A 20,269-nucleotide genomic window follows, 5' to 3' on the forward strand; every position below is an offset into this window, starting at 1 on the left:
TCAGTCTTTGCTTGTCGGTTTAACCTGAAAAGAAGGCGATTGATTTGTAAGGGTTTTAATTTAGTTAAAACCAATTGGCATGGATCTGGCTCTAACCTCCTTCAAGCAGGTTACGCGATGACAAGACGTGCGGCAGTGCCCAGGGGTTATAACCCACTGTAAAGCGGTTTAAACTATTCCCATGTTTTACGGAACTGAAGGAACAGTAAGACGCTTGGCACTCGCCACTCTCATCGAGCCTGTAAGACAGCCAAGTGCTTAGAGGCCGATCGTTTATGAAAACACCCACCCAGACCAACGCAATTGACTTCGACAGTGCCAAATTGCAACGCCTGGGCTTTGGTCAGCCGTCCCTCCTGCCGCGCCGTCCCATCACCCTTCTGCAACTTCGCCAGCAACTGGGCATGCAACTGCAGACCAGCCTGGAACCGGAGCGCATCCTCGCGACGTTTTTCCGCGAGATCCAGCGCCTGGTGCCGCTGGACGCCCTGCAATATCGCCACGCTGCCAGCGATCTGCGCCTGGAGTTCGGTCATCGCGGCCACCATTCGATGAGCTATAGCCTGAGCCACGAAGGCGAGCACCTGGGCGAGCTGATTTTCCGGCGCAACCAGCGCCTGCTGGAAGAGGAACTCGGCCAGCTGGAGTCGCTGCTGGCAACCTTGCTCTACCCGATGCGCAACGCCCTGCTCTACCGCGCCGCCACCCGCAGCGCGCTGCGTGACCCGTTGACCGAGACCGGCAACCGGATTGCCATGGACCAGACCCTGCAACGGGAAATCGACATGGCACGTCGTCACCTGAACCCGCTGTCGCTGCTGATGCTGGACATCGACCACTTCAAGAACATCAATGACACCTACGGCCACGCCGCCGGCGATAACGTCCTGCGCGCCGTCGCCGGAGCGATCAAGGCCCAGCTGCGCAATGTCGACATGGTCTTCAGGTTTGGTGGGGAAGAGTTTCTGATCCTGCTGTCGAACACCGGCCGGGATGCAGCCGCAATGGTCGGCGAACGCCTGCGCCAGGCGGCACAGGCCCAGGATTACTCGGCGGAGGGTAAACGGATCGAATTGACGGTGAGCCTCGGCTGCTCGACCTTGCTGGCCGCCGAGTCTGCCGAAAGCCTGCTGCGCCGGGCCGACAACGCCTTGTACGTGGCCAAGCGCGAAGGCCGCAACCGCCTGGCGATGGCAGGGTAACCCCCACCACCGCCGTTACATCAGGCTTCGCTGGCCACCCGCGCCGGGCGCTCACGCACCAGCACCGCTGGTTTTTCCTTCTCCAGGCGCATGCAGCTTTCCAGGAACAGGTACATGTAGTCGTAGCTCTTGCACACGGCCTGGCGCAGCTCAACCTGCAAGGCTTTGCTCGGGTTCATGCCGGCCAGGGTGCAGATGATTTCCAGTGCCTCCCACGGGTGGGCGTCATCGTACTGGGCATGCATCTTCAGCCACTTCATCGCGCGCTTGCGGTCTTCCTCGGGGAAAGCCGCCGCGTAGACACCGGTGGAACACACCACCGCCGACCACTCCCCGGTCGCCCCCTCGATCGCGTAGTTGGTCGCGGCGATGGCCACGATCAGCGAATCGGCCGAGCTGGTGTGCCAGCACCAATGGCTGAGTGCGTGCAGCTCCGGCGGCACGTTCTGCGCCTGCAGTTCTTCGAGGCTGACCCCATGCGCACGGGCCCAATGCACCCAATAATCGGCGTGGTTCAGCTCCACGCGAATGTTGCGCATCAGCCAGCGTCGCGCCATATCCTCCCCAGGATGGCGGGCAAACTTGGTCTTGGTGAGGTTCTGCGCCATGTACAAGGCAAACTGTTCCACCACGGGCCAGCCACCGATCAGGTAGTGACGCAGGGTCTTGGCGCTGAGCGTGTTATCGCGCATGCGCTGGTACAGTTCGTGTTCGACAACGCGCCGCTTGCTCTCGCTACAGTCCTGGATCAGTTGTTGCGCCCAGGCGGGGTAACTCGAGGCTTCCATAAGCGGGCCGGTTCTGTTGAATGTGTCGATCACTGTCGGGCTCCTTTTTAAGTGTGATGTACAGACCAGCAAAGGTTTCAGCGGAATGTGCCGGGCGCCTTGAATAACAGGGGCTGCGGCCGCGAAGGTCGACACTGCAGACTATCAAAGGTAAACAACTGCGGTCGTTCGATCAGGTAACCCTGAGCGTAATCCACCCCGATCTCGAGCAACGCCTGTTCGATGTGCGGTGTTTCAACAAACTCTGCAATTGTGCGCTTACCCATGACGTGGCCAATGTGATTGATCACTTCAACCATCGCGCGGTTAATCGGGTCGTCCAGCATATCCTTTACGAAACTTCCATCGATCTTCAGGAAGTCTACAGGTAAATGTTTGAGATAAGCGAATGAGGACATTCCGGCGCAGAAGTCATCCAGCGAGAAATGACAGCCTAAGGCCTTGAGTTCATTAATAAAGCGGATCGCACTGCCCAAGTTTGCAATTGCACTGGTTTCAGTAATTTCAAAACAGATCATGCTGGGTGGAATACTGTAAGTATGAAATTTCTCACGCAAGAATCCGAGGAAGTCATCATCACCGATTGTAATGCCTGACAGATTGATCGCACACATGGCCATCGGACGCCCCGGACGTTCATGCATGCAAGCGGCAATCAACTTGAAGACATTCTCGACCACCCAGCGGTCCAGGGAGGTCATCAGTCCGTAGCGCTCGGCCGCCGGGATAAAGCTGTCCGGCAGGATGATGCGCCCGCCCTCATCGTGCAGGCGCAGCAGGATTTCTATATGCCCGTTGCCGCCGTCAGTGTGCCCCAGCGGCATGATTTCCTGGGCGTACAGGCAGAAGCGGTTTTCTTCCAACGCCATGTGCAGCCGCTGCACCCACGCCATTTCGCCAAAGCGAACGGACAGTTCCGAGTCATCGGCGTGGTACACCTGCACGCGGTTGCGGCCTTTTTCCTTGGCCATGTAGCACGCCATGTCAGCCGCCCGCAGCGACGTTTCAAGGGTGGTCGGCGTGTGCCCGATGTGCACCAGGCCGATGCTGACGGTGGTCATGAACGGCCGGCCCTTCCACACGAAGTGCAGGCTTTGCACGGTATGACGCAGGCTCTCGGCGATTTTTTCCGCCACCGGTGCCGGGCAGTTCTCCAGCAGGATGCCGAACTCATCGCCGCCCAGGCGGGCCAGGGTGTCGCCTTCGCGCAGGTCCGACTGCAACAGTGCGCAGATATGCCGCAACAGTTCGTCACCCGCCGCATGGCCGCAGGTGTCGTTGACCAGCTTGAACTGGTCCAGGTCGAGAAACATCAACGCATGCCGCCCGCTCTGCGCGCCTCCGGCCGGGTGCAGCACCTGTTCCAGGCGGAACTCGAACTCGCGGCGGTTGGCCAGGCCGGTCAGGGCGTCATGGGTCGCCTGCCACGACAGGTTGGCGATGTACTGGCGCTCCTGGGTCATGTCGTGCAGCACCAGCACCGCGCCCGTGACCTTGCTCGCGCTGCGGATCGGCGCGCCCACCAGGTTGACCGAAACGGTGCTGCCGTCCAGGCGCTGGATCGTTTTTGAATGCTCGCTGCCACTGCTGAGCTGGCCCTTGACGATGTGCTCGATCAAGGTGAAACCGTCGGGCTGGGCATTGTCATCCAGCAGGTTGAACAACGCCGCCAGCGGCAGGCCCTGGGCCTGCGCCGTGTTCCAATGGGTCAGCGCCTCGGCCGCCGGGTTCAGGTAGGTGATGCTGCCTTCGACGTCGGTGGTGATCACGCCATCGCCAATCGACTCCAGGGTGATCTGCGCCCGCTCCTTCTCTTCCTGCAGCGCATCGGCAAAGGCATGGCGCTGGGCCAGGAGCTTGTGGGTACGCAGCAGCGCCAGCACGATCAAGCCCAGGGCCGTGGTCAGGTTGGTGATCAGCAGCAGCCGCAGGATCATCCGCGAGCCTTCGCCCAGCGCGTCGCTGAACGCCTTGGCGGCGGGTGTCACGCCTTCGTTGATGGCAATGATGTGCGCCTTCCATTGGCGCACATCATTGGCGTTGACCTGGTCACGGCGGATCGCCTGGTGCATCTCCCGGGCCAGGTCATCGAGCTGCATCAGGTAGCCATCGCCCACCGTCCACAGCTCGATGGCTTTTTCCAGGTAGCTGAAATGCCGGAAATTGAGGTACAGCCAGATCAGGCTGGAGACGTCATCAGGGTGGTTGCCGCCCTTGAGGATGCCCAGGCGGGCGGCAGCAAGATCGGGCGTGGGCTGATCCAGGGCGATGCGCAGCTCATGCCCGCCCTGGGGCACGGCAATCGCCTGCTGGTATTTGAGATAGGTGGATTCGTCACGGTTGTCGGCGTAGAGCGTCAGGTAGTAGATCGCGTCTTTCTGGCCCTTCGACCACAGGCTTTCACCGGCCACATAGCCGCGCACCGCTGAAAGCACGTAGAGACTGACGCAGCCCAACAATGCCTGAAACAGCACGACGGCGATGAAGGGCCACACAATGCCCAACAGCCGAGGCGTTCCGAGAGTCCGCTCTTGCTTCATGAAGTCCCTTACACATGCACTGCCAAATACGCACGCGAAAATCCGCTTCCGATAGCTAAGCCTAGGCTAAATCAACGCACTTGCTGCAAGTGTCCATATAGCTTGGCGTACAGGCCGCCATCGGCAATCAACTGCTGATGATCGCCGTCCTCAGCAATATGACCGCCGTCGAACACTAATACTCGATCCGCTTGCTTAACCGCCGACAAACGGTGAGCAATGATCAGTGTAGTACGGCCGCTGAGAAACCGCGCCAGCGCCTGGTGCAGGTTGTATTCGGTGGCGGCATCGAGGGCGGAGGTCGCCTCGTCGAGGATCACCACTTTCGGTTCGGCGAGGACCATGCGCGCGATCGCCAGGCGCTGGCGCTGCCCGCCGGAAAAGCGCACGCCAGAGCGTCCCACCACACTGTCCAGACCCTGCGGCAGGGCTTTGACCGTGGCGTCCAGCTGGGCAATTTCCAGCGCCTGCCAGCAGGCCTGGTCAGTGCGTTCGCGCCCCATGGTCAGGTTGGCGCGAACGGTGTCGTTGAACAGCGCCGGGTGTTGCAGCACCACCGCGACGTTCTCGCGAATGGTCTCCAGGCCGATGGCCTGCTGGGTCGCTCCGCCGAAACGGATACTGCCGGCCTGCGGCGTGTACAGCCCGAGCAGCAACTGCACCAGGGTACTTTTGCCGCCACCGCTGGCACCGACAATCGCGACCTTTTCACCGGGAGCGATGGCAAGGTTCAACTGATTGAGCACCAGGTCATCGCCATAGCCGAAGTCCAGGCCGCGGACTTCGATGCCGACGGTTTCGCGGCCGCTGAACGGGTCTTCGCCGCCCGCATATTGCGGCTCGTCGGCACGCGCCAGCAGCTCGTTGATCCGCGTCAGCGCGCCACCCGCAGCGTAGTAGGCGTATTGCAGGTTGAGCAGTTGCTCCACCGGGCCGATCATGAACCACAAGTAGCTGAATACCGCGAGCATCTGGCCGATGGAAAGGTCGGAAAACAGCACCGTCAGCATCGCCGCCGCCCGGAAGATGTCGATACCGAACTGGAACAGCAAGCCACTGGCGCGGCTGGACGCGTCGCTTTTCCATTGCGAATTGATCGCGTAGTCACGCACTTCCTGGGCGCGCTGGCCAAGGCGTCCGAGGAAGAAGCCCTGGCGGTTGCCGGCGCGTACTTCCTGGATCGCGTCCAGGGTTTCGGTCAGCGCCTGGGTGAAGCGCGAGGTGCTGTCGTTTTCGAGCTTCTTCAGGTGTTTGACGCGCTTGCCCAATTGCACCGTGGCGTAGATCACCAGCGGGTTGAACAGCAGGATCAGCAAGGCCAGTTGCCAATGCATCCACACCAGGATGGCCGAGGTGCCGACCAGCGTGAGCATGGCCACCAGGAAGCGGCTGAGGGTTTCGCCGACGAATTTGTCCAGGGTGTCCAGGTCGGTGACCAGGTGTGTGGTCACCGTGCCGCTGCCCAGGCTTTCGTACTCACCCAGGGAGATGCGCTTGAGGCGCTCGATCAGGCGCACACGGATGCGGTACACGATGTCCTTGGCCAGCCGCGCAAACAAGCGCGCCTGCACCACGTTGAACACCAGGGCGCCGCACCGCAGCGTCAGCGTCACCAGCAGCATCAGGCCGATATAACCGGCTGCTTTCTGCCAGCCCAGGGGCAGCGCATGGTTCATCACCTTGAGCGCGGCATCGCCGTGGCCCAGCAACACTTCGTCCACCAGCAACGGCAACAGCAAGGGAATGGGCACGCTGCACAGGGTCGCCAGCACGGCAACGCCATTGGCGATCCACAGGGATTTACGGTGCCGCAGGGCCAGGCGGCGAATTTCCGCCCAGGTCAGTCGGTCGACACGTTTGGGTTGCTCATCGGGCCGGTCATACACAGGCAGCTCGCTCCAGCCAACGGGCGAGCAAGGGCGACAGTTCCGACAGCGGCTGGTAGCCGTTGGTCAGCAACGCGAGCTGGCCATTGCGTTCGGCCAGCAGCGTCGGGAAACCGGCGATGCCCAAATCCTGGACCCAGGTGAAGTCGGCGGCGGTCGCGGCGTGCTGCTCGGCACGGTCGAACGCACCGGCAAACTCGATGCGCGGGATGCCGGCCTGTTCGGCCAGTTCCACCAGCACGCTGGCGAGGGTCACATCGCGACCCTCGACATAAAACGCGCGCTGGATCAGGCCCAGCAGTGTCCACGCGCAATCCGGCGCCAGGCTGCGCGCGGTGACGATGGCGCGACAGGCCGGCTCGGTGTCATAGACAAAACCGTCGGGCAACGCACCTTCGCGCTTGAACGGCTGGCCGGTGGCATCGGTGACGGCCTGCCAGTGCTCCAGGATGTAGCGCCGGGTGGTCGGTTCCAGCGCCGCGCCGCTGCCGGTGCGCAAGCCGCCTACCACCAGGTGCAGTTCCACCCCGGCCGCCTGGGCCTGCTCTACCAACGCCTGCGCCACCGGGGCAAAGCCCCAGCACCAGGAACACATCGGGTCCATTACATAGAGCAGGCGCGCGGACATGGGTCAGGCCTCGGAAGGGGTTTGCTTATAGTTGAAGCCAATCGGGTGCGGCATGTTGCGGGCCTTGGCCAGCTCGATCTGCTTTTGCCGGTCGATCGCGCTGCGACGGGTCTTCTCCGGCAGCTTATCCCAGCAATGTGGACAACTGATGCCCGCCACATAGTGCTCGGACGCGCGGTCTTCTACGCTCACCGGTGTGCGGCAGGCATGACATTGATCGTAGTCGCCTTCGCTCAAGTCGTGGCGCACGGTCACGCGATTGTCGAATACAAAGCAGTCGCCCTGCCATTTGGTTTCTGCCTGGGGCACCTCTTCGAGGTACTTCAGGATGCCGCCCTTGAGGTGGTAGACCTCATCGAATCCTTCGCTGAGCATATAGCTGGAGGCCTTCTCGCAACGAATGCCGCCGGTGCAGAACATCGCGACTTTCTTGTGCTTGGCAGGGTCGAAGTTGGCTTTGATATAGTCGGGAAATTCGCGAAAACTGGTGGTTTTCGGGTCGATTGCGCCTTCAAAGGTGCCAATCGATACTTCGTAGTCGTTACGCGTGTCGATCAACAGCACTTCCGGATCGCTGATCAGCGCGTTCCAGTCTTGTGGATCAACGTAGGTACCGACTTTTTTGTTCGGGTCGACGCCTTCGACACCCAGGGTCACGATCTCTTTCTTGAGCTTGACCTTGGTGCGGTAGAACGGCTGGTCGTCGCAGTACGATTCCTTGTGGTCGATGTCGACCATGCGTGGATCGTTCTTCAGCCACGCCATCAGCCCGTCAATGCCTTCGCGGCTGCCGGAAACGGTGCCGTTGATGCCTTCTTCGGCGATCAGCAAAGTGCCTTTGATGCCATTGTCGACCATTGCCTGCAGCAATGGCTCGCGCAGGGCGACGTAATCTTCCAGGGTGACGAACTTATACAGTGCCGCCACGACAATCGGTTGAGTCATGGGTGTTCTCTCCAGGTGGCTACCCTCGTAAGGGGTGAACCGGATATCGGCAGCTGCAGGCTTTGAGCCGCAAGCTGCCAGTAAACGCAAAAAAAACGCGCCGACTGGGCGGCGCGTTGCGGATTCTAGCAAAACCCCGATGCGACTGCATCGACACTCAATCACCGATATTTCCTTGACGCCCTCACGGCATTGGCTGACCTCGGCCCAGACCACCTGCGTGATAGCGTCTTGCGTCGCCCATGGGACCCGCCTTTGGACAGTTTTATTGGAAGATCGATTGATATGGACACATCAAATCCAAGCAGTCCGCTACTGGCGCAACTGGTGGAACACCCCGTCACTCCTGGCGCTGGGAGGGTCGATTTGAGTACCGCCTTGAGTAGACTCAACCTCACCAGCGTCTTCGACATTGTCGAGCAGCCCAAGGCCGAATTCATCCGTCAATTGGCTCAATACAATGATGACGATGGCGCCCAGGCCTACGAAAGTGCGCTGTCCTACGCCACCCAGTTGCAATGGCTGCACGACCAACAATCAGTGAGCCTGCGCCCTGCCCCCTCGCGCAGCAAGCGCGACCTGGGTTCAAAGGCGCCCAGCCCGCTCGACGAGGACTGGGGGAATGTCTGTCACCCGGAGGCCATCGCCGCTATCGACTCACCGGTTGCCTACCTGCGCACGCTGTTTCTTTTTGCAACTCAACTGGAAAAAAAAGGCGCGGCAACCGGTAAAAAAAAAATCCTGTTGAGCCAACGGCGTCCGGACCTGGGGCGCTTATTGATCGACCACGACACAACCTTTTCTCAACGCCCTCTGCTGACCATCATTGACGAGATGTTGCACATGCAGATCAATCTCCACCATCCGGATAAGGATCTGCATCAACAACTCAGGAAGGCACGCTACCCCATGGCATTGCCTTACCACCATCACCATCGCCAGTGTCAACTGGCACTCTCGGGTACCCGGTACTCCCTGGGTGAGTTGAATTATCGAATCAGCAAACGCTTGCCGTTTGACGACGCCAGCAGCCAACGTTATGCGACGGTCATAGAGCCCACTCCCAATACCCAGCGGCTGCTGGGTGAACTGAGCCCGGAGCAGCAAAAGCTCTTGGCGCAACCGCTGGTCCCGGAAGACACGTTGTATGAAATCTACTACGGCCGCCCCCGGAAACCGCCATCCCAGATGGCAATCCCACTGGAGAACCTCGACGTCTTCTTGAAATGTACGGCGTTGAACAGCCTCCAGTTGCAAGCACTGTTGGCGCAAAACAGTTTCGCTCCCCACGCCTCTCTCTCGACCCGGGGCCAGACACTGCCGACCTTTGGTGCGCGCTACGTCAACGGTACTGATGAGCCGCCCATGACCGTGGAAGGCATATCCAGCAGCAGGCAAACCGCACAACTGCTCAATACCTCGCACGATCGGTTTGATCGCATGCAACGGATGATCCGCCTGCAACAGTGGGTCAATCTGCCTTTCGCCGAACTGGACACTTTGATCGTCAGCGCCATGGAGTGCGAGGGCGCAGCCAACCCGAGCCTGCGCATCAGCCACAACACCCTGCGCGCACAAGGCGTGTACCGCTACCTGAGTCGGTACTACGCCCTGAAGCCGCTGGAGTTTTCCGCGTGGCTGCATCGCTTGCCCGTTCAGGCCAGCGCCAATGAGCAGCCGCTGTTCGATCAAGTGTTCAATCGCACAGCGGTGTCCTCGCAACCCCTGCCGTTGGACGACCAAGCCTTCGATTCACATACCCGCCAGCAACTCTGCGCCGCGCTGGCGTTGAGGGACACGCCGGATTCACTGCAACTGCTCATCGAGGCCACGCCGGCACCTGTCGCCAGAAACCTTGCCACCTACTCCGCGATCTATCGGCAAGCGCGGATCGCTCAAGTCTTCGGCCTTTCTGTCCTGCACTGCAAACAACTGGCCGACCTGCTCGGCCCGTCGACCTGGGCCTCGCTGGTCACCCCCACATTACGCATCAAGAAAGCCGCTCCGATGGATTTTCTCGATGTGCTCATGCAAATGGACTGGGCCGTCACGTGGCTCAAGGCCTGCGGTACCAGCGTGACGCAGCTGCGCCAGCAATTGCTGCTGGAACCCATTACTGACAGTCCGGCACTGCAGCGCGGGGTCGACCTGCTGAGACAGGGGCCGCACCCATGCATCCAACAGTTCCTGGAAAGCCCGGAGCCGGCCGTCTACAGCAATGAGCTGAAACTCTACTACGACCAACATTTCATGCCTGAGCCTGAGCTGGCACCGGCACCGGCACCGGCACCGGCACACCTGATCCTGCTGCTTCCAGACATCACCACATTGTTGTCCTTGCCGGTTAACGCCACGTCGCTACGTCAATTACTGCTCAACCCTCATTGGCTGGACAGTGAGATGAAGAAAGGGGCGCTGGTCGGGCTGAACCTGGGCACGCTTTATCTACTGCAGCGTTTCAGAGACTGCTGCGATACGTATGGCCTGGCACAGGACAGCCTCCTGGCGTTTTTCCAGGGCGCCAACAACAACGGGCCGCAAAACCCCAACGCCCAGCTGAGTCAATGGTTGGGTTGGGACGAACGGGAGCTGCGCGTGCTCACGGCGACCTTGCCCTCAGGCATGGTCAGGTCCATGGACCAACTGGATTGGATCATGCGCTGCCGGCAAGCCTGCACCCTCACCCGACTCTCCAGCCAGACCCTGCTCGACACCAGCGAACTGGATATCCAAAGCGACTTCAGCAGTTGGCAGTCCGTGGGTGAAGCCGTCGTCGCCGCACATCAATAACGCTGCATCTCAATCAGCAGACTCAAGGAATGACTATGTCTGAGAATCTCGATCAACGCCTTAATGAAGCCAGGCGTGATGCCATGCTGAGCTACTATCTGGCTCACTGCATCAGTGCCGACCTTAAAGACGCGTTGCACACACCCAACGACCTGTACGACTACTGGCTCCTGGACGTACAAGTCAGCGAGGCAGTGCCGACCAGCCCGGTCGCCAGTGCGATCACCAGCCTGCAACACTACATAAACCGGATCCACTCAGGCCTCGAACCGGGTTATGAAACTCCGAGCATGTCGTCACACGAGACCCTGGCCTGGCAGAATTCCCTGCACACCTACCCCCTTTGGAGCGCCAGCCAGCAACTGCGCTATCACCCGCAAAATTTCCTCGACCCCACGCTGCGCGAGGACAAGAGCGACAGCTTTGCGCAACTGGAAAACGAACTCCAACAGCATCGACTCCACCCCGACACCGCACTGAAGGCCGTGCAAGGCTTCCTGTCACGGTTCGAAGAAGTCGCCAGCATTCAAACGCTCAATGGCTACATTGATGGCAATATCGGACAGTTGGAGACCAGCACCTATTATTTCGTCGGCAAGTCCGCCACCGACAGCACCTATTATTGGCGTTCGCTGGACCTGTCCAAACGCTCGACCGCCAACCCCGACGCGCCCGCACCTCTGGCCTGGACAGACTGGAAACCCATCAACCTGACGTTTGGCGCCGATACACCTGCCCACAGTATTCGTCCCGTCCTGTTCAACCAGCGGTTATTTATAGTGTGGGCGGAGAGCATCAAGCCTGCCCCGCACCACTCGTTCAAGGCACAGGGCAATGGCAACGGCAACGGCAATGGCGACGACGAAGAGGACGAGGACGAGGATGAAAAACAACGCCAGGCTGAATGGCTGAACAGCCAGTTCGTGAAGTTTCGCCTGTGCTTTTCCTATAAAAAACTGGATGGCACCTGGAGCTTTGCGCACACGGGGCTCGAAGAGCACTGCGTCACGCGGGGTATCAACGCACTCACGCCAGCGCAACTTATCGGCATCACGCAGACCATCGCCGTAGTCGACAGCCGCTCTCCTCACACCCTGTTCCTGGGTATACGCGCCAATACGCTGAATCATGGCAGCGATCAGATGGGCGAATTCTTCCAAGCCATCAGTATCGATCAGTCGTTGAGCATAAAAATCGTCGCCTCCGCGGGCAGCCCTGGCCGCTACAAAATCGTGCCAGGTTCAGCCGTAGCCCAGGAAGCCCTCCGATTGCTGCAAGCCTATGAATCCACACAAAACACGTCACTACAGAAAGCGTTGTTGGGCGGCGTCGACAAAGACAACCTGTTTTCCAGCGCGTTACTTCCGCCGTTCGCTCACCAATACTTCCGTCTGTTTTTCGATATCAACAAGGACAACTTACAGTTCAAGACACGCCTGGCGCAGAAACAAGATGAAAGAACGGTGGTCCTGGACGCTCAAACACCCCAGTTCGAAGATCAGCAAACGTGGGACTTCGAATCCAAAAGCACAGCCATAGTCGCCACCGATACCGCCAACACAGCCTTTGATCCCGTCACCAACGAATTCGTCTTCACCTCGAGAATCGATAAGCCCTTTCTGCAGACGTACAGCATCACCCTTGCCTCCCGGTACTCCCAGATGAGCATTACCCTGAGTACCCAATCGGCGTTGCATGATTCGACCTTGTCCGAAGTTGAACTCATCAGCGGTTCGGTCATCAGGATCGACTGCGCGATACATCCCGCCGCAGACGCCACGTATTACTCGATGTTCTTCAAAAACCCCAGGACGGGAAAAAGCTACGCCAATGCCATTTATAACAAAGGCTCCATATTGCTCAGCCTTCAGAAAGAGATGAAGTCAAGGCCGGACCCGAGACCCGGTTATACCGATCAACAACTTCCCATTTTTGAATACTCCCTGGCAGGGAAGTTTCTCAACAAAAATGCATTCCTCCACTTATATACCCATCATCAGGATCCCTTCCTGGCAATACTCGACCGTTACAGCGGCTACCACCTGCCAGATGACGAAGTCGCCAACCCGAAACTGCACTTCGTGAATGACGTGAGGCTGGAGCTGGATAACACTTCCAAGCCCACATTACGTTTCTACAAGCACGTCATCATGCAATCCAAACTGAAGGACGTGCCGACTCCGCAAGCCATTAATAACAACACTGCCCACATCCTCAACGACACCGACCCCGATCACGAGAGCCTGGTAGGCGCCTCTCCCGAACTCGCAGCCGGGCACCAGGCGAGTACGCGGATAACGTTACCCGATGAGCAACCCACATCAGCCATCACGCTGATCCATGGGGTCATCACGCTTGAGAGTAGAGAGAACCGGGTGACTGTGCTCGGCTATGCGCTCAAGGCCGTCAAATGCTCCCTTGCCACCTCCGTTGCCGTCGACAGGCCCGCGCACTCCCCGCGAATTACGCGCCAACGGCAAAACACCGGAGAGACCCTCGAGTGGATTGATTTTTCCACAAGCTTCGCCCCGAATGTCCCGGCCATCCGACTCAACACCACGGTGGCGAGTCAACTGACCCAACATGCCACGCTCAGCTTCGACCCAGTATTTTTACGTGCCCCCGATGACTGGATGGAACCGGCGCTGGCTGCTGACACCGCCCCCGAGCCGCTGGATTTTCGGGGGGCACACGGTAAAAGTTTGCGCGAGCTGTTTATCTACTTACCCTGGACCATCGCCCATTACTTCAACCAGCAACAGCAATACGCTCACGCCCAGACCTGGTTGCACTACCTGTTCGACCCACTCCACCCAGACACCGGGGCCCTCAGTGCCCTGCCAGGCAACCCGGTAGAACTGAGCTTCGCCTGCCAACACCCCGAAAGCCCGCATTACCTGGCTCTCAGTTTTGCAACATACCTGCGTAAGGCGTTGCACCACCTCAATGTGGATATCCTGATCAACCGGGGCGACGCGGCTTATCGCCAAGAGAGCCCAGACAGCCTGGCCGAAGCCAAACTCTGGTACATCCAGGCGCAGAACCTGCTCGGCATGCGTCCGACGGTCACGCGCGCCGATACCTGGACCGCCCGCACATTGAACGCACTGGCGACTGCGTCCTCCCAGGCCATACGCCAGTTGGAACATCAACCCGAATACACCAGCGTGTTGTCCCGGCACTGCAAGACCACGGGGCAACAGACTTGGCTCATGGACAGCCCCTATTTGTTCCGCCCGCTAAACACGCAACTGGTCGCACGCTGGGACACATTGGAAAGTCGCCTGCACGGGCTTCGCCATCATCTGGACATTTCCGGCAAGCCGTTGCGCCAGACAGTCTTTGCGCCCCCCTTGTCCCCTGCCGCCCTGCTGACGCGAAATGCACAGGGGGCTGCGGGTGATGCCAGTACATTGCCCCCGGTCCGTCCTGAAGTGGGTCACTACCGATTCCAGGTCATGCTGGGGCACGCCTTGAGTGCGGTCGACAGCCTGGCGCAATTCGGCTCCACGCTACTCACCTTGATCGAGCGCAAGGAACAGGCGCACTACCTTGAGATGCAACAGCAAAACGCCTGGCAGTTGGCCGAATTGGTGCTGACCCAACAGACCCAGGCCCTTGCCATCGATGCAAAAAACAAAGATGCCCTGCGTCGCAGCCGAGCAATCGTCGAAGGACGACTGGACTTCCTCACACGTCAGCTCAGCGAAGGCATCAGTACCGCTGAGATCTCGGCCGGCCAGCACTATCTTGAGAGCGCCGCCTGGGAGAGAAAAGTCGCGACGGCCGGTATGGGCGCCGGCGCTGCAATGCTGGTGCCCAATATCTTCGGCACGTCGTTCGGAGGTATGCGGCTGGAGGGGGTGTTTCATGCCTATCAGGCCTTCGCCCAGGGCGAAGCCAACGCCGCTCGCACCCACGGCAGCGAGCTGGAGCGCACTGAGCAGTTAAATCGTCGCGCTCAAGAGTGGGCCCACGCCGAACAACAGGCTCGCCTGGAGCTGGCCCAGATCGACACCCTGCTGCTGGTGCATGCCGAGCAGGAAAAAGCCACTCGCCTGCAGCTACGCAGTGCCCACACCGCATTGGCCCAGGCCAAGTCAGCCTACCAATTACTCGGCATGCGCTTTACCGGGACACAGCTCTATCAATGGCTTACGGCCCAACTGAGCACGTTCTATTACGCACTGTATGACAACGTCCACTCCCTGTGCCTGGCCGCTGAAGCCTGCTGGCAGTACGAAACCACCGACAGCCGGCAGTTCTTTCAAGGTGGGGCCTGGCATCACACCTCTCGAGGACTGCTGAGTGCGGAAAGCTTGAAGCTGAACCTGGTGAAAATGAACACCGCGTACCTGCAACACACACCCCGCGAGCTGGAAATCAGTAAAACCATGTCACTGCGCCATCGCCTCATCGAGTGTCAGGTCGCGACCGGCAGAGAGACCTTCGAAATCACCACGCCTGCCAAAACCTGGACTGAACATAAAGCGCAATTGGTCAGCAGCGGCACCATCAGTTTCGCCCTGACCCAAGCACTCCTGGATGAGGACTACCCTGGGCAGACCCTGCGCAGGATCAAGCATGTCAGCGTCTCCCTACCCGCCTTGCTAGGACCTTATGAAGACATCAAGGCAACACTGACCCAGACCCGAAACGAAATCCAGATGCCCGATGGCACCCTCAGGACCGACTTCAGGGCACACCAGCAAATCGCCTTGTCACGCGGCCTGGACGACGACGGCCTGTTTACGCTCAACTTCGACAACGACCCACGTTACCTGCCGTTTGAATACACGGGGGCGGTATCGTGCTGGCGCTTGAACTTTCCCAATCCGATGCAACAAAAAAACCTGCTTGAATCCATCACCGACATCATTATTCATGTGCGCTACACGGCCAGGCCTGGCAGGAGTGAACCATGAGCACTCAGGCGAATGAATCGCCCCTCAAGGTGCCATCGCTGCCTAAAGCCAGCTCCGCCATCGAAGGAGTCGCCAAAGGCTGGGGCAACGTCGGCGCCGATGGCACGGCGACTTTTGAGGTTGGGTTGCCGATTTCCACTGGCCGTGGTTATGCACCCACGTTGTCGCTGATCTATCGCAGCACGGCGGGTAACAGTGCGTTCGGTTTCGGCTGGGACGTCAAGCCGGGCGCTGTCACACGGCGTACCCAGCAGGGCGTCCCCGATTACACCGCAGCCGATACATTCCAGGGTCCGGATGCACAGCAATGGATGCCCGAACGCACCGCCGCGGGCACGCTTGTAGAGACACAACGCGACAGTTTTGACCAGGTGCCGCTAGGCCGCCACTACGTCGTCACGCGCTACTTTCCCAGGGTCGAACAGCGCTTCGAGCGCGTCGAGCATTGGCGTTCAGACGGCGATGCCGCCGGGTTCTGGCTGATCCAGGCGGCTGACGGCAGCCGGCATGTGTACGGCAAAACGCCTGCGGCGCGTATCGCTGATCCCGATAACCTGGGCCATGTGGCGCAATGGCTGCTTGAGGAAAGCCTGAACGCCCATGGCGAGCATATCGGTTACCAGTACCTGGCCGAGACCGATACCCACACGGCCCCCCATGACAGCCGGGCCCAGCGTTATTTGCATAAGGTGTGTTACGGCAACGTCATGGCGAGGGAAAAAGAGACACTGTATTTGCTCAAGAATGACGACTTGTCCCGTCAGGCGTGGCACTTTCACCTGCTGTTCGATTACGGTCAACGCACCACTGCCAACGACGAGTTGCCTTCCTACGACGCGCTCAACCCGTGGCTCCCGCGCGACGATCCGTTTTCCAGTTTCATCTACGGTTTTGAACTCCGTACGCTGCGTCTGTGTCGGCAAATCCTGATGTTTCACGCCTTTGCAGATGTACCCGACATGGGCCCCACCCCCGTCTTGGTCAAACGCCTGCGATTCGAACACAAAACCTTTCCCAACGGGCTCAACACCCTGCTAGCAGTACACGAACAAGCCGTTGACGCCCAGGGAACGCTCACCAGCCTGCCGCCGCAAGAATACCTGTATCAATACTCAGGCCTGAAACTGGATCCCCGCCGCTACCAGCGTTTTGTGGACGTGCCCGGTCTCAATGACGGCCAGCGCTATCAACTTGTGGATCTATTCGGCGAAGGCTTACCGGGAATCTTGTACCGCGGTGATCAAGCCTGGTACTACCGGGCACCTCAGCGAGATGAGGCGTCTACAGGCGATGGGGTGACGTACGCTCCCGCTCAAGAACTGCCGGCCATTCCCGTGGCGGACAGTTCACGCCCGGTCTATCAGGCCTTGCTCGATATCGATGGTGACGGTCGGCTGGAATGGGTCCTGGCCCGACCGGGCATGAGCGGTTTCTTCAGCCTGGCCCCCCAAGGTAAAGACGCGGGGTTCGTACGGTTCGATGCGTTCCCGGTGGAGTTCTTACACACCCATGCGATATTTGCCGACCTGATGAGCAGCGGCTTGGCTGATATCGCACTGGTGGGCCCGCGTAGCGTGCGCCTGTACGCCAATCGACATAGCGGTTTCCAGCAGGGCATGGAGCAGGCGCACACGATTGACGGCGACGACTTACCGTCCTTCCTCGGTTCCTCAGCCGACTGGGTTGGCTTCAGCGACATACTTGGCAGCGGCCAGCAGCACCTGGTGCGTATCCGTCACAACGAAATCAAATGCTGGCCCAACCTGGGCCATGGGCGATTCGGCAAAGGGAGAGTATTGGCCACCTTGCCCTTCAGGGAAACGACGTTCAATGCTTCCAACGTGTTGCTGGCGGATCTGGATGGCCGCGGTGCCAGCGACTTGCTGTACCTGACGACCCATGAGGTACGCATTTTCACCAACAAGGGCGGCAATGGCTTTGCCACAACCCCCTTGGTCTTACCCTGGCCACTAGGCGTTCAGCACGACGCCTTGAGCCAGGTGAGCGTGGCGGACCTGCAAGGCAACGGTTACGCCAGCCTGATCATCAGCGTCACGCACCCACGCCCTCGCCATTGGCGCTACGATTTTTTTGATAACACGCCTTGTCTACTCAGCCTTACCAACAACAATCTGGGCGCACAAGTAGAGGTGAGCTACCGCAGCAGCGCCCAGGAATGGCTGGACGAGAAAAGGCTGGATCAGGCCCAAGGCAGGCAGGCCGTCAGCCGACTGCCCTTCGCACTCACCCTGGTTAAACGCCAGAGGCAGCGCGATGAGATCAGTCATCACACACTGACCCAGCATTTCAGCTATCGCCAAGGGTTCTACGACCCCCATGAACGCGCCTTCCAGGGCTTCGGCTTGCTGCTTCAAACCGACATCGAGACCGGCGCCAATGACGCGCCCGGAGCTGGGACGCAAACCAAACGCTGGTTTCACACCGGCCAGGCACTGGATATGCCCGAGGACGACTACAGCCAGCACGACCCTGACGCCATCACCCTCGGCCGCACTTTGCTGGCGACACATGATGCCCCCCAACAGCCGCAACCGACCGACCATCACGACCGCTTGATCGCATCGCCCACGCCGCAGGAGACACAGGCGGCAGCCTACGCCCTCAGGGGCCTGCCGCTGCGGGTGGAAGTGTTCGCCCTTGACCCGGCCAATAGCACACCTTATTCGGTGCAGCAGTACCGCTATATGGTCCGTCGCTTGCCCCAGGCATCCGGCTCGTACCCCTGGCGAATGCTGCCGCTGACGCTGGAGTCCGTGCATTATCAGTACGAACAGGTGCCTGATGATCCGGTCTGCGAACACCAGGTCAACTTGCGCTGGGATGCCTACGCCAGCCTGGTCCACAGCGTCACGGTGCATGGCGCGCGACGCAAGACGGTCAGTGATACACCACCGGCACTGCTCGAGGATGAGCATCAGCGACAATGGTGGCGTGACACCCACGACCCGGCTCAGCAGGTGTTTTATCTGAGCGAAACCTTGGCGCAGTGGATTCATCAACCCAACGAGGACCAATGGCGATTGGGATTGCCCTATCGTCAACGCAACAACGCCTGGACCCTGCCTGAAGGGCAGCCACCTGCGGGGTTGAACGCGTCGGCTATCCGCTACGAGAGTTTGATCGACCGGCTTTCAGGTCCACTGGGGCCACAAGCACCGCGCGAGCTGAGCGGTTTGACGATCCAGCACTACCGCGAACCGGGTGGCAAAGGGCACACCTTGACGCCCGGAACGGCAAACTTCCAGGGGCTGGCGGATTATCAAGAAAGCGCTGAGCTGGCCCCCAACGCGCTCCAGGCGCTGGAGAAAATTCCCGACATGCCGGGCCAACCCGCCGAAGACCTGCCGAGCCGCCTGGGCCGAATCGGTTACCGGCCCATGGCGCTGTTTTTTCATGCCAATGACCAGGAACGCCAATCGTCCCCCCTCTGGTCGATTCGCCGTCAGTTCCCGCGCTACTTCAACGCCAAGCACTTCTTTCGCTTGCACGCCTGGCGCCTGACTCAGGCCGAGGGCGAAACCACGCTGACTTATGACCCTTACGGGCTCCAGGTCATCCAGGTCAAACAACCCGACGGCTGCATCACCCGCGTCCAGCATGACTACCGCCTGCTCCAGCCGATCAGCATCACCGATCCAAACGGCACGACCGAGCAAGCGCTCTACGATGCGTTCGGTCGCTTGCTCGCGACCAGCATCCACGGGCAAGCATCGGCAACGTCCGTCGGCTTCGGGCCATTGTCGGCGTATCGCCGGCCGGTAGACGCATCCATCGAATCCGCCATTCAAGCACCCGCAACGATCCTCGGCGAGGCAGCAAGTGCCTGGCTCTACGACCCGTTCAGTTGGATGGGTTCGATCGCAACGACGGACAGGCAGGCGAACTGGGTCACCCAGCGCTATGTCTCGCCAGACGGGCACATACGCGCCACCGCCCGATTGCGCCTGAAAAAAAAGGCCAGCGCCTTGAGTGCGAGCGAAAAAGCCCTGTCCGACTTGATCCAGAAGGCCCGGCGCGAACCGGCCCGAAGCCTGATGTTGGCAGCTGATCGCTACACCAACGATCAGGAACAGCTCATCCACATGAGCCTGGTCTCCCATGACGGCTTCGGGCGCATCTTGCAACGCAAACAGAAAGCCGAGCCGGGGCCAGCTTGTGCGGTCGACGACAATGATGACCTGATGGTGAAGGACGGCGCCCTCCAGACGGTTCAGGCTGATCCGCGCTGGTGCGTCAGCGAACACACCGAATACAGCCCCATGGGGCAGATCATTCAGGTGTATCGCACCTATTACGCCGACCGTCACCGTTACATCCACGGTAAATCCTTGCAGCAATTCCTGCACAGCGACAAACAGTTCCATGACCCCCTCGGCCGCCCCACCCGTACCCTCACCGCCAGGGAGACCGTGCGACAAATCACCTACTGGGCCTGGTACACCGTCAGCGAGGATGAAAACGACACCTGGGAGCCGCCTGTGCAAGACCACTCTTCCAACGCCTGAAACGTGAAGGTACCGTGGCCGACTCAATTGAGTCACCGC

At 59.8% G+C, this 20,269-nt stretch carries 9 protein-coding genes; 4 read left to right on the forward strand and 5 right to left on the reverse strand.

Annotation, left to right across the window (positions count from 1 at the left end):
- The first annotated feature begins 275 nt into the window (after nt 1–275).
- Nucleotides 276–1,202: a GGDEF domain-containing protein gene (locus NTD80_RS13850; RefSeq protein ID WP_065904326.1), complete on the forward strand. Its 927-nt coding sequence runs from the start codon at nt 276–278 to the stop codon at nt 1,200–1,202.
- A 20-nt stretch (nt 1,203–1,222) separates the two neighbouring features.
- Here the strand turns inward: NTD80_RS13850 and NTD80_RS13855 are convergent, their stop codons facing one another.
- From NTD80_RS13855 to NTD80_RS13875, 5 genes are all read right to left on the reverse strand, one after another.
- Nucleotides 1,223–1,990 carry a TenA family transcriptional regulator gene (locus NTD80_RS13855; protein WP_207200669.1) on the reverse strand — a complete coding sequence of 256 codons (768 nt, stop codon included), beginning with the start codon at nt 1,988–1,990 and terminating at the stop codon, nt 1,223–1,225.
- A gap of 77 nt (nt 1,991–2,067) precedes the next feature.
- On the reverse strand, nt 2,068–4,530 hold the full coding sequence (locus tag NTD80_RS13860; RefSeq protein ID WP_262134044.1) for an EAL domain-containing protein: 2,463 nt from the start codon (nt 4,528–4,530) through the stop codon (nt 2,068–2,070).
- 71 nt (nt 4,531–4,601) lie between these two features.
- Nucleotides 4,602–6,416, reverse strand: a complete 1,815-nt coding sequence (locus NTD80_RS13865; RefSeq protein WP_065904319.1) for an ABC transporter ATP-binding protein — start codon at nt 6,414–6,416, stop codon at nt 4,602–4,604.
- A complete protein-coding gene (locus NTD80_RS13870) occupies nt 6,409–7,011 on the reverse strand; it encodes a DsbA family protein (protein ID WP_177343946.1) in 603 nt (200 codons plus the stop codon). The genes NTD80_RS13865 and NTD80_RS13870 overlap by 8 nt, the downstream gene beginning before the upstream one ends.
- A gap of 36 nt (nt 7,012–7,047) precedes the next feature.
- A complete protein-coding gene (locus NTD80_RS13875) occupies nt 7,048–7,989 on the reverse strand; it encodes a rhodanese-related sulfurtransferase (protein ID WP_033900937.1) in 942 nt (313 codons plus the stop codon).
- 285 nt (nt 7,990–8,274) lie between these two features.
- Between NTD80_RS13875 and NTD80_RS13880 the strand changes: the two genes are divergently transcribed.
- Genes NTD80_RS13880 through NTD80_RS13890 form a run of 3 tightly spaced genes read left to right on the forward strand, consistent with a single transcriptional unit; the run spans nt 8,275 to nt 20,230 of the window.
- Nucleotides 8,275–10,779 carry a Tc toxin subunit A gene (locus NTD80_RS13880; protein ID WP_262134045.1) on the forward strand — a complete coding sequence of 835 codons (2,505 nt, stop codon included), beginning with the start codon at nt 8,275–8,277 and terminating at the stop codon, nt 10,777–10,779.
- A 35-nt stretch (nt 10,780–10,814) separates the two neighbouring features.
- On the forward strand, nt 10,815–15,704 hold the full coding sequence (locus NTD80_RS13885; protein WP_262134046.1) for a neuraminidase-like domain-containing protein: 4,890 nt from the start codon (nt 10,815–10,817) through the stop codon (nt 15,702–15,704).
- Complete coding sequence (locus tag NTD80_RS13890; protein ID WP_262134047.1) at nt 15,701–20,230, forward strand: SpvB/TcaC N-terminal domain-containing protein; 4,530 nt, start codon at nt 15,701–15,703, stop codon at nt 20,228–20,230. The genes NTD80_RS13885 and NTD80_RS13890 overlap by 4 nt, the downstream gene beginning before the upstream one ends.
- The last annotated feature ends 39 nt before the right edge of the window (nt 20,231–20,269 follow it).

Origin of the sequence: Pseudomonas sp. 13B_2.1_Bac1 (assembly GCF_025466155.1) — a bacterium.
GTDB lineage: Bacteria > Pseudomonadota > Gammaproteobacteria > Pseudomonadales > Pseudomonadaceae > Aquipseudomonas > Aquipseudomonas aylmerensis.